The organism is Pontimicrobium sp. MEBiC01747 (genome assembly GCF_053601635.1).
Genome location: NZ_JBSHNS010000135.1, coordinates 1 through 14,355, shown reverse-complemented (window position 1 = coordinate 14,355; position 14,355 = coordinate 1). Strand labels below are relative to the sequence as shown.

At 29.9% G+C, this 14,355-nt stretch carries 21 protein-coding genes and 1 other RNA gene; 4 read left to right on the top strand and 18 right to left on the bottom strand.

What is annotated here, in order from left to right:
• A partial coding sequence (locus ACVC2P_RS03795) for a hypothetical protein (RefSeq protein WP_452597160.1) occupies positions 1–282 on the top strand: 282 nt, incomplete at its 5' end.
• A gap of 82 nt (positions 283–364) precedes the next feature.
• Here the strand turns inward: ACVC2P_RS03795 and ssrA are convergent.
• Positions 365–760: a transfer-messenger RNA gene (gene ssrA / locus ACVC2P_RS03790) on the bottom strand.
• Positions 761–949: 189 nt separating this feature from the next.
• Between ssrA and ACVC2P_RS03785 the strand changes: the two genes are divergently transcribed.
• Complete coding sequence (locus tag ACVC2P_RS03785) at positions 950–2,155, top strand: NAD(P)-dependent oxidoreductase (RefSeq protein ID WP_452597159.1); 1,206 nt, start codon at positions 950–952, stop codon at positions 2,153–2,155.
• Positions 2,156–2,236: 81 nt separating this feature from the next.
• Here ACVC2P_RS03785 and ACVC2P_RS03780 read toward each other — a convergent pair whose 3' ends face one another.
• From ACVC2P_RS03780 to ACVC2P_RS03735, 10 genes are all read right to left on the bottom strand, one after another.
• Positions 2,237–4,126: a TlpA family protein disulfide reductase gene (locus tag ACVC2P_RS03780; protein ID WP_452597158.1), complete on the bottom strand. Its 1,890-nt coding sequence runs from the start codon at positions 4,124–4,126 to the stop codon at positions 2,237–2,239.
• 131 nt (positions 4,127–4,257) lie between these two features.
• A complete protein-coding gene (locus ACVC2P_RS03775; protein WP_452597157.1) occupies positions 4,258–4,908 on the bottom strand; it encodes a DUF1361 domain-containing protein in 651 nt (216 codons plus the stop codon).
• Positions 4,901–5,296 (bottom strand): ribosomal maturation YjgA family protein, encoded by a 396-nt coding sequence (locus ACVC2P_RS03770; RefSeq protein ID WP_452597156.1) that lies wholly within the window; start codon positions 5,294–5,296, stop codon positions 4,901–4,903. Before ACVC2P_RS03770 ends, ACVC2P_RS03775 begins: the two co-directional genes overlap by 8 nt.
• The gene (locus ACVC2P_RS03765; RefSeq protein ID WP_452597155.1) at positions 5,283–5,924 is read right to left on the bottom strand and encodes a SanA/YdcF family protein; all 642 of its coding nucleotides are present in this window, start codon (positions 5,922–5,924) and stop codon (positions 5,283–5,285) included. The genes ACVC2P_RS03770 and ACVC2P_RS03765 overlap by 14 nt, the downstream gene beginning before the upstream one ends.
• Before the next feature lie 21 nt (positions 5,925–5,945).
• A complete protein-coding gene (locus ACVC2P_RS03760) occupies positions 5,946–6,230 on the bottom strand; it encodes a hypothetical protein (protein WP_452597154.1) in 285 nt (94 codons plus the stop codon).
• A 4-nt stretch (positions 6,231–6,234) separates the two neighbouring features.
• Entirely contained in the window at positions 6,235–6,708 is a 474-nt protein-coding gene (locus ACVC2P_RS03755; protein WP_452597153.1) for a Coq4 family protein, read from the bottom strand.
• Entirely contained in the window at positions 6,695–7,075 is a 381-nt protein-coding gene (locus ACVC2P_RS03750; RefSeq protein ID WP_452597152.1) for a hypothetical protein, read from the bottom strand. Before ACVC2P_RS03750 ends, ACVC2P_RS03755 begins: the two co-directional genes overlap by 14 nt.
• A 6-nt stretch (positions 7,076–7,081) precedes the next feature.
• Positions 7,082–8,467: a DUF4153 domain-containing protein gene (locus tag ACVC2P_RS03745; protein ID WP_452597151.1), complete on the bottom strand. Its 1,386-nt coding sequence runs from the start codon at positions 8,465–8,467 to the stop codon at positions 7,082–7,084.
• A 54-nt stretch (positions 8,468–8,521) separates the two neighbouring features.
• Entirely contained in the window at positions 8,522–8,815 is a 294-nt protein-coding gene (locus ACVC2P_RS03740) for a winged helix-turn-helix domain-containing protein (RefSeq protein WP_452597150.1), read from the bottom strand.
• A gap of 35 nt (positions 8,816–8,850) precedes the next feature.
• Positions 8,851–9,459 carry a hypothetical protein gene (locus ACVC2P_RS03735; RefSeq protein WP_452597149.1) on the bottom strand — a complete coding sequence of 203 codons (609 nt, stop codon included), beginning with the start codon at positions 9,457–9,459 and terminating at the stop codon, positions 8,851–8,853.
• A gap of 164 nt (positions 9,460–9,623) precedes the next feature.
• Here ACVC2P_RS03735 and ACVC2P_RS03730 point away from each other — a divergent pair, with 164 nt between their 5' ends.
• Positions 9,624–9,983 carry a hypothetical protein gene (locus ACVC2P_RS03730; RefSeq protein ID WP_452597148.1) on the top strand — a complete coding sequence of 120 codons (360 nt, stop codon included), beginning with the start codon at positions 9,624–9,626 and terminating at the stop codon, positions 9,981–9,983.
• 8 nt (positions 9,984–9,991) lie between these two features.
• Positions 9,992–10,339, top strand: a complete 348-nt coding sequence (locus ACVC2P_RS03725; protein ID WP_452597147.1) for a DUF1801 domain-containing protein — start codon at positions 9,992–9,994, stop codon at positions 10,337–10,339.
• 175 nt (positions 10,340–10,514) lie between these two features.
• On the opposite strand, the gene ACVC2P_RS03720 is transcribed toward ACVC2P_RS03725, so the two are convergent.
• The 7 genes from ACVC2P_RS03720 to kdsA all read right to left on the bottom strand — a co-directional run.
• Positions 10,515–11,132, bottom strand: a complete 618-nt coding sequence (locus ACVC2P_RS03720) for an arsenate-mycothiol transferase ArsC (RefSeq protein WP_452597146.1) — start codon at positions 11,130–11,132, stop codon at positions 10,515–10,517.
• A gap of 17 nt (positions 11,133–11,149) precedes the next feature.
• Positions 11,150–11,617 (bottom strand): DUF6428 family protein, encoded by a 468-nt coding sequence (locus ACVC2P_RS03715; protein WP_452597145.1) that lies wholly within the window; start codon positions 11,615–11,617, stop codon positions 11,150–11,152.
• Between the two features lie 48 nt (positions 11,618–11,665).
• Positions 11,666–11,998, bottom strand: a complete 333-nt coding sequence (locus ACVC2P_RS03710; RefSeq protein ID WP_452597144.1) for an ArsR/SmtB family transcription factor — start codon at positions 11,996–11,998, stop codon at positions 11,666–11,668.
• A gap of 101 nt (positions 11,999–12,099) precedes the next feature.
• Complete coding sequence (locus ACVC2P_RS03705) at positions 12,100–12,297, bottom strand: hypothetical protein (RefSeq protein WP_452597143.1); 198 nt, start codon at positions 12,295–12,297, stop codon at positions 12,100–12,102.
• A 337-nt stretch (positions 12,298–12,634) separates the two neighbouring features.
• Positions 12,635–12,871: a CDGSH iron-sulfur domain-containing protein gene (locus ACVC2P_RS03700; RefSeq protein WP_452597142.1), complete on the bottom strand. Its 237-nt coding sequence runs from the start codon at positions 12,869–12,871 to the stop codon at positions 12,635–12,637.
• Positions 12,872–12,964: 93 nt separating this feature from the next.
• On the bottom strand, positions 12,965–13,579 hold the full coding sequence (locus tag ACVC2P_RS03695) for a hypothetical protein (RefSeq protein ID WP_452597141.1): 615 nt from the start codon (positions 13,577–13,579) through the stop codon (positions 12,965–12,967).
• 27 nt (positions 13,580–13,606) lie between these two features.
• Positions 13,607–14,355: 3-deoxy-8-phosphooctulonate synthase (kdsA, locus tag ACVC2P_RS03690; protein ID WP_452597140.1), on the bottom strand; the 749-nt coding region annotated here is incomplete at its 5' end.

Below are 14,355 nucleotides of genomic sequence, written 5' to 3'. Positions count from 1 at the left end.
ACATTAGGCAAGCAGTTACAAAGTATATATGTAGAGAATAATACTCGAAAAAACATATTTGTTAGAGTCTTTTTTAAAATAATACCATGGGAAATTGCTCATTTTGGAATTCATTGGTCTGTTCATTATTCTACAAATAATATAGAAATTCCTATGTGGAATTTAATTGTAAGTGTTTTTCCAAACATTATTGTAATAGCTTATTTTATAAGTATTGTGGTTACAAAAGGAAAGTCTAGTCTCTATGATAAAATAGCCTGTACTTCTGTAATGTTAAAATAAACAATAGCATATTAATTATTAATTTATAAATACAAAAAGAAATAAAAAAAACGCCCTAAAGAAAATTCTATAGAGCGTTTTTTTGTGGAGTCGCCGAGAATCGAACTCGGGTCCAAACAAGTAATCAAAGGGCTTTCTACACGTTTAGTTTTCGATTAGGTTTTCGATAATAAGCTGGCCAAAAACAGCCTACTTATTACTTATCTTTTTTAGTTTCGATGGTGTACCAAAGCATTACACTATCTATATTGACATTTACGATGCCTCAAAATGGAACGCCGTCAATCAAGGCTTTCCGGAGACATAAAGCTTGTACACCTTGTGTACCGAGGCTTAATCCTACTATAATTCAGATTAGGCAGCTAAAGCGTAGTTATTCTCGCCGTTTAAAAAGTTGACTTAGCGTTTTACGAGTTCAAAATCATTACTCGACGTGCTTACCGTTTCATTAATCTCGCTGTCAAAACCAGTCGACCCCGTTTTTAATGCAAATGATTTGCTTTTGTAGTATGCAAAGTTACCAAAAAGTTTGTATAAGCTTGCAATTCCTACTATTTTCGTGCAAAAATTATTCCATACCATTGCTTTGTCAGTCGTTGTCAGTAATTTAGAACAAGAAATAACATAAGATTTCCGTTGTAACGGAATGAAAAATAAACCATTTTTTATGAAATTTGCACTAATAAAAGAACGTAAGAACCCACCAGATCGCCGAGTTGTATTTTCTCCACAAGCTCTAGAAAAACTTAAAACTGATTTTCCTGAAGCAGAATTAGTTATAGAATCTTCAGATATTCGTGTGTTTAAGGATTCGGAATATTCTAATTTAGGGTTTACAGTTTCTAACGATGTCACAGATGCAGATGTAATGCTAGGTGTTAAGGAAGTGCCTATTTCAGCTTTAATACCTAATAAGTCGTACTTTTTCTTTAGCCATACTATAAAAAAGCAGCCTTATAATAGAGATTTATTGCGTGCTATTTTAGATAAGAATATTACAATGTACGATCATGAAACTATTGTAAATGAAAAGAACAATCGTTTAATTGGTTTTGGATATTATGCAGGAGTTGTTGGAGCATATAATGGTTTTAGGGCTTATGGGCTTAAATATGGTAGTTTTAACTTACCTAAAGCAGAGACATTAAAAGATAGAGATGCTTTAAATGCAGAGTTAGACAAGATAGAGGTCCCTAAAATGAAGATTGTTTTAACTGGAAGTGGAAAAGTAGGAACGGGTGCTAAAGAAATTCTAGATCATTTAAAGATTAAAGAGGTTTCTGTTGATGATTATTTAAATAAGACTTTTGACGAGGCTGTTTATGTACAAATAGATGTATTAGATTATAATATTCGTAGAGATGGACAAGATTTAGGAAAGTACGATTTTTATAATAATTCTGAAGACTACAATTCTAATTTTATGCGTTTCGCAAAGGTTAGCGATGTCTTTATAGCTGGTCATTTTTTTGGTGATGGGGCGCCTTATTTATTTACTAGAGAAGATGCTAAATCACCAGATTTTAATATAAAATTAGTTGCAGATATTAGTTGTGATATAGATGGGCCAGTGGCTAGTACTATTAAACCATCTACAATAGCAGACCCTATATATGGGTACGACCCACAAACAGAACAAGAAACAGATTATAAAAACGATAATGCTATTGTTGTTATGGCTGTAGATAATTTACCATGCGAGTTACCTAATAATGCAAGTCGTGGTTTTGGCTTTATGTTTTTAAAGTATGTTATTCCTGCTTTTTTTAATGGCGATAAGGATGGTATTTTAGATAGAGCTAAAATGACAGAAAATGGAAAGTTAACAGAGCGTTTTGCGCATTTGCAAGATTACGTAGACGGTAAAGAATAAGATTAATAAAGGTGATAAAATAAAAAAAACGTTTATAGTAACATACTATAAACGTTTTTTTGTTTTGGAATAATGTGTTTTTTATGGGTTTAATAGTCCTACCATTAAATCTATTTCTCTCATCATTTTATCATTTTGTCCACTAAAACCAACAACTTTAAAGTTCATTTTTCCATCTGGACCAATAATAACTTTGGTTGGGATACCATCTACCTTATAACTAGACGCTATATCAAACTCATCTGTGTCTTTATTTTTAGTATCGAAAATGACATTAAAATCGTATTTGTTTTTAGCAATAAAATCTGCTACTTTTTGCTCTCTGTCTTTTCCATCTTCCATAGTGTCTACAAATAATAGTACAACATTTTCATTGTCTTTATATTTTTCAACAACTTTTTGCATACCTGGAAAAGAGGCTTTACAAGGGCCACACCATGTTGCCCAGAAATCTAAAATTACTGTTTTTCCTTTTAAAGATGCTAGCGTTACTTCTTCACCTTCAAGGTTTTTAAGAGCAAAGCCAGGAGCGTCTTCATTTAACATTGTTTTTTTAAGATTAGCCAATTCTTTTTCATGGGCTTTCTTTTCTATTTCTGCAATAACAGCATCGAAGTCTCCATCTTTATTGGTTTCTGTATATGCTGTTTTGTAATAGTCTACCATTTTTTCAGAGCCTTTTCCATCGTTTAAAAAGGCATTAGCTTCGTCTGCAGCTAATTTATATTGCTTATCTGCAACTAAAAATTGAATGTAACGTTCGTTTATATCTGCATTATTTCCTTCTCCTACAGCTACTTTTTGGTACTTAATAGCGTCTTTTAATTTATCTTGTTTAAATAAAATTAGGGCATAAGTATCTGCATACATATTATAAGAACTTTCTATGTTCTTTTTGTACTGGTTAGGTGTTAAATATTGAGGTTTATCATCTAAAGAATTCTCTGATTTTTTTAATAAATCTAAAGAAGATTTAGAAATTTTTGCTGCAAAATCTAAGTCTTTACCATCTTCGGCTAAAGGCCAAGCTATACTGTTATATAAACCAGCTTTATCTTGTGGTTTAGTCATCATAGCAGCATATTTTTCAAAGGCTTCCATGTTTTTAGCTTTATAACTAGCAGAGGCTAAGTTACTAGTAAAGTACCCTAAATTAGGGTTTTTACTATCCATGGTTTTAATGTCTGCGAATATTTTTTCTTTTTCAGCAAAATCTTTAGTTTCAAAAAAACTGTTCATTAAAGCGCTTGCTTTCATTTTTCCATTAGGAAACTTTTCTAAAGCAACAGTTCTAACAGAATCGGCTAGTTTTCTCTTTTTAATCATTCCGTAAAGGTTTGATAGTAAAGAGTAATCTTCTTCTGTTAACGATGCTTTGCCTTTTAATTCTTCTATTTGCGATAATGCAACGGCTTTTCCTTTTGCTTTATCATTTCTAAATAATGTACGTAAATAGTTATTTCCCCATGCCTCTTTTAATTCTGGATTAGCTTTAATATCTGCCTCCATAGCTGCAATTAATGCAGCTTTATCTCCTTCTAGTCCATACTGGCCTCCATAAGTGGTTGGATAATATGCTACACTTGTGTTACTTCCTTTTACAGGATTACCTTCTGCATCATGTACTTTTAATATGTAGCCTTTTTTATTATTGTCATCAAATTTACCATCTATGTTAAAGTTAAATGCAATGGCCGAAATAGAATCGGGAATTGTTATTGTTGCTTCTTTATTAGTAAAATTAATGTCATACGGGTAAGCTTTTAATTGATTGATTTGATGGTAAAAGCTTTCCATCTTTTCTGCATCTCCATTATATTTAATGGTAAAGGGTTCGTTTTGTGTAACCTTATCTGTAGAAATTTCGAAATCTCCAAGAGTAAGGGGCGTTGTCACAGGTGCTTTGTTTTCTTCTTTACAAGAAAAAAACGCTAAAACTGTAACCAATGCGCAAAGTGTTAGTTTTTTCATTGAATGAGAGTTTATATGTTTATTAGCTTTAAAATTAGTGAATACTTTTTAAATAGGCTAACTATTTGATAGTTAGGATTAGTATAATCCTGCTTTTTGAACGTTTAATGTGTTAAAAAATTATATAACTCCTACTTTTTATCTTTAAATATAAGAAAACCAATACTTAAAGCTAAACCAAAGCACAACGTAAATAACCACGCATTATAATGTTGGAAAGGGTGTGCTATAATGTTTATAACATCATTAAATAGATGTTTGGGGTTGCTTAATATTTCCCAAGAGTTATAGCGAAGAAAGCGACCTAAGTACATGCCAAAGCTAGTTAAAAAGAATACTGCAAAAATTATAACATAACTTATGGTGGAATTAAAGTGTTGTTTTAATAGGGTTTTAAAATCTGAAAGCGATAGGTAAAATAATAAGAGTCCATTTATTGCGAAAAAAGAAATCATTAAAACGTCTAGCCATAACATTGTAGAGCCGCTAGTTTTTAAATGTAATAAATCTGTAATAATATACGGTGCATTGGGTAAAAATAATAGCCAAATAATAAAGTACACCGAGAGCTTTAATAAGTTTATTTTTTTTAAACTTACTAAATAGGTTGTAATGGTATAAGGCACAATAGCCAAAAACAAATTCCATATTAAAAAACGATAATACATGGTTTGTGTAATTTTCATTCTAATACATAATAGCGCAATACAGAAGCTTAATGATAAAAATAAAAGCGATAGTATTTTAAATCGTTTTTGAAACAGTGTTATTATATTATGCATGTTTACTTAGTTTTTTATCTATTAAAAAAGAGCAAATAACTCCTAAGGTATAGGCTATTAAATCTTGGATACTAAAATGGCTACCTAGTATTAAATTTGCTAATAGATTATCTCTTAGGTTTAAATAATCTAAGAGGTTTGCAAGTTGTAAAAACTCAATACTAAAAGCAATTATTAAAACAGCTAATGCTATATATAGAGATTTAGTTTTTAGAATACTTTTTATTAAAGTATAAAGTAAAATAACAACTAAAAAGTCTCCAAAAGTATGCCTTATAAAACCACTTTTTAAGAAAGTAGCTATAAGTATTTCTATAATTAATAGAATGAGAAATAGTATAAAATAAACGATATTAAAGCGAAACACCATAAGCTTAAATGATTTCAATTTTTTTGCCTAAAAATTTAGGGTTTACATTAAAAATAATATCTGTTACTGCTTTTGTTTTTGCAATGTATTCTCGTAATCGAGTCTTTAAACCATAACGTCCAGTAACGTCTTTTGCATTAAACCCAATAGCTTTAATGCCATGGTGTTTTGCTAAATAAATAGCTCGTTGATTATGAAATTCTTGTGAGATTACAATAAAAGCATTTAAACCAAAAACTTCTTTAGCTCTAACAACAGAATCTAAGGTTCTAAAACCAGCATAATCTAAATAAATCTTAGATTCTGGAACACCATGTTTAATAAGGTCTTCTTTAAAAGTTGAAGGCTCATCATAGCTTTTTCTACCGTTATCTCCACTAACTAAAATATAATCAATTTTATTAGCTTTATATAAAGCAACTGCCGCTTCAACTCTATACTTATAGTATAAGTTTAATCTACCATTAGGGAGTGTTTTTACAGCTCCTAAAACTAAGCCAACTTTATGCTTTTGTACTTGAGAGACTGTATTAAAGGTCTTATATTCTGCACTATGTTTTACAATGTTATTAGAGAGAATAATAAAACCAAACCCTAATATTGCTATAAAAAATAATCGTTTTAAGTATTTTATAATGCGTTTCATATAATGTAGTGTTTTAAGTGTTTATAAGGAGTCTATAACCATTTGAAAATAGACAAAAGCTATAGGGATATTTAATGAGAGTACACCAATAGATTTTAATGTTTCTAGTTTTTCTTTATCTATAAATAAAGCAACGATAAGTATAATTAAAAGAATACTATTTATAACTATTGCTAGTAATACATACATATAACCTAACCAAATAATAAAGTTGGAAGTGTTAAATATAAAATGTAGTATTAATAACAACGTACCTATTGTAAAAAATAGAAGCGCAATTTTTATAGTTGCTTTTAATCTGTTCATGATTTTAATAATTAAGGTTTATAAATATGGCGCCTCTTATATCGCTAATAGAAACATGAAGCATATTTTTAAAGTTTAGATTATAAAATGTATTTGCATTTTTACCAATACGATATGATTTTAGATAGTATTTAATATAATCTGGAAGTAAAATTGTACCTAAAATAATGGCACCGTATAAATAGGGGCTATGTTTTCCATTGCCAAGGCTTAAATATTGTAATGCTATTTCATCTTCTACCTTAGTACCATAACCAGTAAGAACATGGTAAGCATCATGGCGTTCTACTTTTGGAATTAGTTCAAAGTTGTTTTTTTCTAAAAATAAACCTAAATGTTTTCCAAAAGATGTGTCTGGATAGGTTAGCAATTCTGCTTTATAAATACCCCATGGTTTATGGTTTTTAAAAACATAGGTATATAGTGTTTTTGAGACCTCAAATAGCCATATAATAAGTTGTTTTCTATATTTTTTCATGAGCGTTTAATTTAGAGTACCATACCCAAGTTTGTAATAGTGTGAAAAAAGCAGATGCAAAAAAGGCTATAGCAAATAACTCATAGTTAAATAGATTTATAGCAAATAAACAGACACAAAAAATTAATATCGTGTAGTAAGGGAAGTAGGTTTTAAAAACCTGTTTTTTGCCCAGAGTATCTTCAAAAAACCAAAAAAAAGGAAACACGGTAAATACTATTGTAAGTAAACAACAAATAAATATGGGGATTAGGGACAATAGTATAGAGATAATTATTGAAACGGTAGGATATTCTGGTAATAGAATGAGCCAAAATATACTCGTGGCTAAACCTGTAGCTTTTATTAATGTGTTTCCAATATTCATAATGAATTATTTTAAAGACATGTTATCGTATACATACTCTTGCCAAGAATTATCTTCTAGTCTTTTTACATAATCTGCATGTTTTCTATAAATAGTGTGTTGTTGTGTTTCAGAAAAAAGTGGAGAATTTACAGAGGCTTTCAATAGCATAGTATTGTTATCTGATAGTGATATTAAGTAATTTGTATCTGTGCGTTCTGCATAATTTAGATTGTAATGCGTAATTGCTTTATCCCAATTAAAAGTGCTAGATATAATTAAAATAGCAAATGCTATTTGGGTATTTAACCTTAATAAATACCATAGATTTTTTATGTTTAGTACTTTAATAAAAGTGGTACATAAACCAATAAGCGTTAGTAGTAAATAAATATTAAGTCCAATGCGTTTATAGGTTAAACCGAAAGAGGTGATGTATTGGTAATTTTTAATACAAATAATAATAACCAATAAACTATTTAAAATAATCCAAACATAAGTAAGTCGTTTTAAGCTTTTGCTTTTTTTATAAAAGTTTAAATCCCCTCTAAAAAAGTAAAGAATAATTATAATGGCTAGTAGTATTGAAGCAATTAAAGCATTAACACCACTATGTACTATATTAGAGAATTGCGAGGCAGCTGTAATATTGGTTTGTAGTACATATACAATATCGGTAATTAAAAAAAGAGTAATTAGTGTATTTAATAAACTCATTAAAACAACACCCAATTGTTTTTCGCTTTCTAATTTTTCTTCTGAAGAATTACTAGTTTCTATTAAATTATTCCCTGTTGCCAAATCTGAAGCCGTTAAAGGCTCTATTGCTATAGGTTGCGAAATATTACTAAAAAGATAGTAACCAAGTACGCTAAACAAAAGCCAGTGTAAATTGATAAAGCTAAAATCTATTTTAGAAATTAAATCATCAAACACTGGGTTTCCATTTCTATACAAACCAATAAATAAAGTAATAACTACAGCAGGAATTCCTATAATTTTAATCCAGTACCAATAATCAATTTTCTTTTTTGTGTTAGAATCTTCAATAGGTCTAGACTGTATGTTTTGGTTATAACGGTGAAAAAAAGCAGCGATAGTAGTGTAGCAACCATTTAACCAATTAACATAAATAGAAGCTTTATGTTCTGAAACTGTACCAATAAGAATAAAAAAGGACAATAAGTTAGCTATAATGGCTAAGTCAGACTGGTATAAAAACACTGCAATACTGCTTATTAAATAGCTCAATGCGATTACTACAATATTAACTTTAAAAAAAGCTTCCTTTTTATTAATATATAAAATGATTATAGTTAAAAGGCTAAATAATACAAGGTTTAAACCTAATCCTTGTTTATAAAATAAGGTGCTAAATCCTATAGCGGCAATACTATTGACTATTTGTTTCATATTTGTGTTTATAAAGTACTTTGAATTTCAAAGTAAATAATTAAAAAAAATGTGCTATTGTTTATTTATTAATTTTTCTAATGCGTTTATGTGTTTTTTAAATTCTATTTTACCTAAAGATGTAGCACTATAGCGTGTATTAGGTTTACGGCCAATAAACTGTTTCTCTACAGCAATATACTCAGCTTTTTCAAGCGCTTTTGTATGGCTTGCTAAATTGCCATCTGTAGCACCAAGCAATTCTTTTAAAGTCTTAAAATCGGCATATTCGTTAACCATTAAAACAGACATAATGCCTAATCTTATACGATGATCGAATACTTTATTTATGTTATTTATTATACTCAAAACAATAATTTAAGTTACTATTGTGCAATGCATTTCTATTTTGCATCGTACTTAAAATGCATCCATGTACCATAAACAATATGCATAACACCAAAGCCTAACGTCCATAGCCAAAAACCATAACCTGGGTACGCCGCACATATTAAACCTAAAACTATTTGAATAAATCCTAAATAACTAATATCTCCAATACTAAATTTAGAGGCGTTAACTAAAGCTAAACCATAAAAAATAAGCATTAAAGCAGCGGTTTGCCCATATTTATGTTGATTTAGAATAATAAGTATATATAAACCTCCCGTTATTAGCGGTACTAAAAAATTAAAGATTAAACGTTTGGATGAACTATCCCAAAAATTTTCACCATTTTTTTTAGCCTTTCTAATGGTTAAGTAAATACCTGTAACGATACTAAAAAATGCAATTAATATTAAATCTAAGACTACTAAATTAAAAACAGTACCATCTAAAAGTAATTTACCATAACTATAGTTATCTACTAGCCAATAAGCAACAGCCGCGCCAATTAGAGCATAAATTCCAGCTAGTATACCAGATAAGCCACTAAGAGAAATAAAACGCGATGATTTGTTCATCAGGTTCTTAATTTCACTTATATCTTTTAAATAATCTTGCTCACTCATAGTTAAAGTACTTTGAAATACAAAGTAAGTTAATTTTACTAAAACTAACAAGTTAAAATTTTATTAATTTTATGAAACATTATTTATTGTTATAAGACTAATATATTGAGCGCATTTTTATATGGAGTAATAAAGGTGTTTAACCAATTAAAAAATAAAAGAAAATGATAACATTATTATTAAATATAGCAAACGTATCTGGTGGCATTTTATTAGGGCTAGCTACATTAGACAAGTGGGATGGCGAAAGTAATTTTTTTAATAAAATTGCTGGTGTTTTAGCACCATTTCAAACCATTATAGGTGGTACTTTAACTATATTAGGTATTATGAGACTTCTAGGAGGGCATGGTATATTGTTTAATATAGCAAGTATATTAGGTGGCTTTTTATTGCTAACACATGTTATAGGAAAAGCACCAGCGTTTGGAGACTTATTACAAAAACTATCGGATAAATTAATGCCTTTTAAAGCTATTATTGGTATTGCTTTAATTATAATAGGTTTAATAGGAATTTTTTAAAGTAGTAAATGAATCCGGCTGAAAATTACATAATAAATCAACCCGAACCTTACCGTTCTATATTATTGCATATACAAGTTATAATAGAACACACGGTTCCTGAAGTAGAATTAAAATACAAATACAAAATACCGTTTTATTATATAAACAATAAACCTTTATGTTACCTTAATGCAAGTCATAAAAAGCAATTTGTTGATGTTGGTTTTTGGATGGGAACGAAAATAAAATGCCATAAAGAGCATCAAGTTACCGAGAAGCGAAAGCAAATGTTTTCTTTACGATATACAAGTCTAGAAACTATAGACGATACTGTATTAATAGAAGTACTACAGGAAGCTATTACATTATATTAAAACAAAAACTGCTTATATAGAGTAAAGAGAGGGTTTAAATAGTAATTTTTTCGTTAAACCAAACTTGTTTCGGTATTTTATAATAGTTTGAAAACGTCATTCTTAAATAAATTCAGAATGACGTTTTTAATATTTTTCAGACAGCCTTTGTATTTTTAGTATAGATTGTTTTTGTTTAAGCACATGCTTTCGAGAATACATAAAACATCTCTGTGGCTATTTGTAAACTACGTTCCTTATATTTTTCTGCTTGTTGGGGTGTGTTATCGAAAGCTTTTGGGTCTTCAAATGTAATAGGAATACGTTTTTCTGCACCCACTATAAAAGGACAACCGCCATCGGCTTGTGAACAGGTCATAACAGCAGCAAATTCAGATTTTGGATTAAAATTATTGTCTAGTTCTTTAGAAAAACCAATAATTGGGTGCGCATTATCTGTATATTTTATACTGTATATAGGGTTATTACCTTCAGCAATGGTTTCTACTTTAAAACCAGTTTGTTCTAGTGTTTTTGCTACCATAGGAAAAAGAGCAGTAGACTCTGTACCTCCCGAATAACAGAATACATCTTTTATATTAAAATGAGCAGCTATAGTTTGCGCCCATATTTGAGACAAATGGCTTCGTCTAGAATTATGTGTACAAATAAAATTTATGCGTATAGCTTGGTTGGATGCTATTTTGTCTTTAATAAAATCTATTAAAGGTTGTAAGACGTGTTTACGCTCATCCGTAATAGTTTCTGGTTTTAAAACAGAAATTACTGTATTAATTTTCTTGTAGGTTTTCATCTGTTTATAATTTTAGTTTAGCAACAACCACTCTCTGGAGTACAACAACTAGATTCTTGTAAACTAGACATTTTTATTTTAGGTTTCTCTGTAGGAATACCACATTGGTCTTTTGCTAAACAGTCTGTTTGTTTTGTAGTTAGTATAAAATTAGTACCATCGAAATCTAAGCCAAACTTACCTATAGTTTCTGCCTGATATTCTACTTCTATTTCTAGATCTTCAATACCTAACACTTTCTCAGATAATTCTATAATATCAACTAGTTTTTCTGGGTGTAATCTATGGTCGTAATCATTGGCATTCCATAGTTGAAAATTTACAACATCTTCTTTACGAACAGTTCCACCACAATCTATAAAGTGTTTTGTTATTTTACCAACTTCGGTAACGTGAAAATGATTAGGAACTAAATCTCCATTAGGTAATTTAAAAGCAATAGTCTCTAATGTACTTAAAGCTGATTTTATTTCTGATAATTTCATAACTATATTGGTTTATTGCAATTTAACGATTAATTGTTTCAAATTTTTTTAACAGCATTCTTCTTTTGTATTATTATCTAAATTTAGAAATTGAGACATAACGTTTTTCATAGTTATCCAATTTTCTTTATTTATACAATAGCAAACACTGGTGCCTTCTACACTTCCTTTTATTAAACCAAGATGCTTTAATTCTTTTAAGTGTTGCGAAATGGTAGGTTGTGCTAAGCCAATTTCGTTTACTAGATCTCCACAGAAACAGGTGTTAATTTTAAATAAGTGTTGCAGGATAGCAACTCTTGCTGGGTGCCCAAAAACTTTTGCATAGCCTGCAATTTTGTTTTGTTGATCTGTAAACATTTCTGTTTTTGCTAATCCCATTTTTATTTATGTATTTGTACATTGCAATATTACGATTAATGATTTTAATATTATAATAAATTCAAATTTTTTTTATTAAAAGAGGTTTTTTTATCTGTATGTTAGCCTTTTACCTTAATAAGTCTTTTGCTATTTTCTAGTTGTTCAAACCAAATAGAGCCATCTAATTCTAGCTTTACCGTTTCTAGAAGGTAACATTCTCTTCTGGTTTTATCATCATTATAGGTGTCGAATAGTTCTTCTTCTACATCCATAATATAGCCTAATTGTAAATTTTTATCTGCGAAAATACGGTACACTACTTTTTCGTCTAAAGTAAATGGGCGTGCGTATATTATGTTTTTAATTTCTTTTTTAATGGTATCGAAATCAACAGATTCGCTTTCAACCCAGATGTTTTTTATTATGATTTATGAAGACATTGATATAGAAAATAGGTTGTTCTTTAATCGATGTTTGAGAGAATAGAAGATTAAATGTTAGAACGAAAAGTGAAAATTATAGTTTTTTGATGGTTAATGTAATTTTAATTTTTTGATTGATGATGTTAGTATTATTGTAGCAACCAAATACTAAAAATAACACTAGACAATATTGTCTAGTGTTATTTTTATAATACTTTAAATAGAATAATAGTTAATTATGAGATCCATCGCAATAGGGTGGATTTTTAGTTTGTTTGCAAGTGCATAAGTATACCGTTTTATCTTCTTCTACTGCAAAACGCATAGATGGTGTTGCTTCTGCTTTTCTATGCGAACCGTTACAAAATGGTTGGTCTTCGCTATGGCCACAGGTACACCAAGCATATTTTTTACCAGCTTCTAATTCGCATTTTATAGGAGCGTCTCCGCCTCGTACATTATTTTCCATAGTATTTATTTTTGTGTTATAAATACTAAAATAAAAGATATTAGAGACTATTAATATTCTTTCTAATAGAAACAAGGTTAGTTAATAATGATTCTAAATTGTTAGATGTATACCTTCTATATTAGAATTGGCTTGTGCTGCGTAAAAAGGTTTACCGTTTCTATAGTTGCCTTTTTTTAAAATGCGGTATTCTTGCGCAAGTTTCCAAATATAATCATAGCCGTCGTCTCCTATTTCTTTTTCCCTTTTTTCTATTACTGTGTTACTATTAGAAACAAGATTAGCAATTATAGGGTGTACTACTGTCCACATGCCAAAATTATCTTTACCAGGAATTAAATCAGATTGTAATTCTGGAGCATCTCCAAATGTATTAACGCAGATAAGTCGGTCTTTAATTTTAAAATTATATTTGTTTTGAATTTTCTGTTCAAACATTAACATTACAACACAATCAATATCTTCATTATAAGCTGCAATTAAAAGGGGATAAGTAGCTACAACTATAGCGCCTTGACTATCGCCAAGTTTTATATGTTCTTCAATACGTTCAATGTAAGAAGTTATTCCCCATCTCCTCAATTTATATTTAAGCCTTTGTATAGGATTTAATAGTTCAGGCATGAGAAACTTTAACTTCTTTAAGTCTAGTGCAATTGCAATCGAATCGCTAGCAATAGTTGAATCGTCATGATATTTCGTCCCCATTTTTATTAGTGCTAAAAAGATGAAATATTAAAGAGTATTAACAACCTTTCTAATAGATACCAAATTCGTTAGCAATGATTCTAAATTATCTAAATGTAGCATATTAGCGCCATCACTTTTTGCATTTGCAGGATCAAAATGTGTTTCTATAAATAAACCATCTACATTATTTACTACTCCAGCACGTGCAATAGTTTCTATCATGTCTGGTCTGCCTCCTGTAACCCCAACTGTTTGATTTGGTTGTTGTAACGAGTGTGTAACATCTAGAACCGTTGGTGCATATTCGCGCATGGTAGGAATACCTCTAAAATCTACAATCATATCTTGGTAACCAAACATAGTACCTCTGTCTGTTATCCAAGCTTTATCGCTTCCAGAATCTTTAACCTTTTGTACTGCATGTTTCATCGCTTCCGGACTCATAAATTGTCCTTTTTTTAGGTTTACTACTTTTCCTGTTTTTGCAGCAGCAACTACCAAACTGGTTTGGCGTACTAAAAATGCAGGAATTTGTAAAACATCTACATATTGTGCAGCAAGAGCAGCATCGCTACTTTCGTGAATATCGGTTACGGTTGGCACGTCAAATTTTTCAGAGACTTTAGCTAAAATTTCTAATGCTTTTTCGTCCCCAATGCCTGTAAAACTATCTATACGACTTCTATTCGCTTTTCTAAAACTACCTTTAAATACATAAGGTATTTCTAACTTATTAGTAATTTCTACAACGCGTTCTGCTATTTTAAAAGCCATGTCTTCGCTTTCTATAGCAC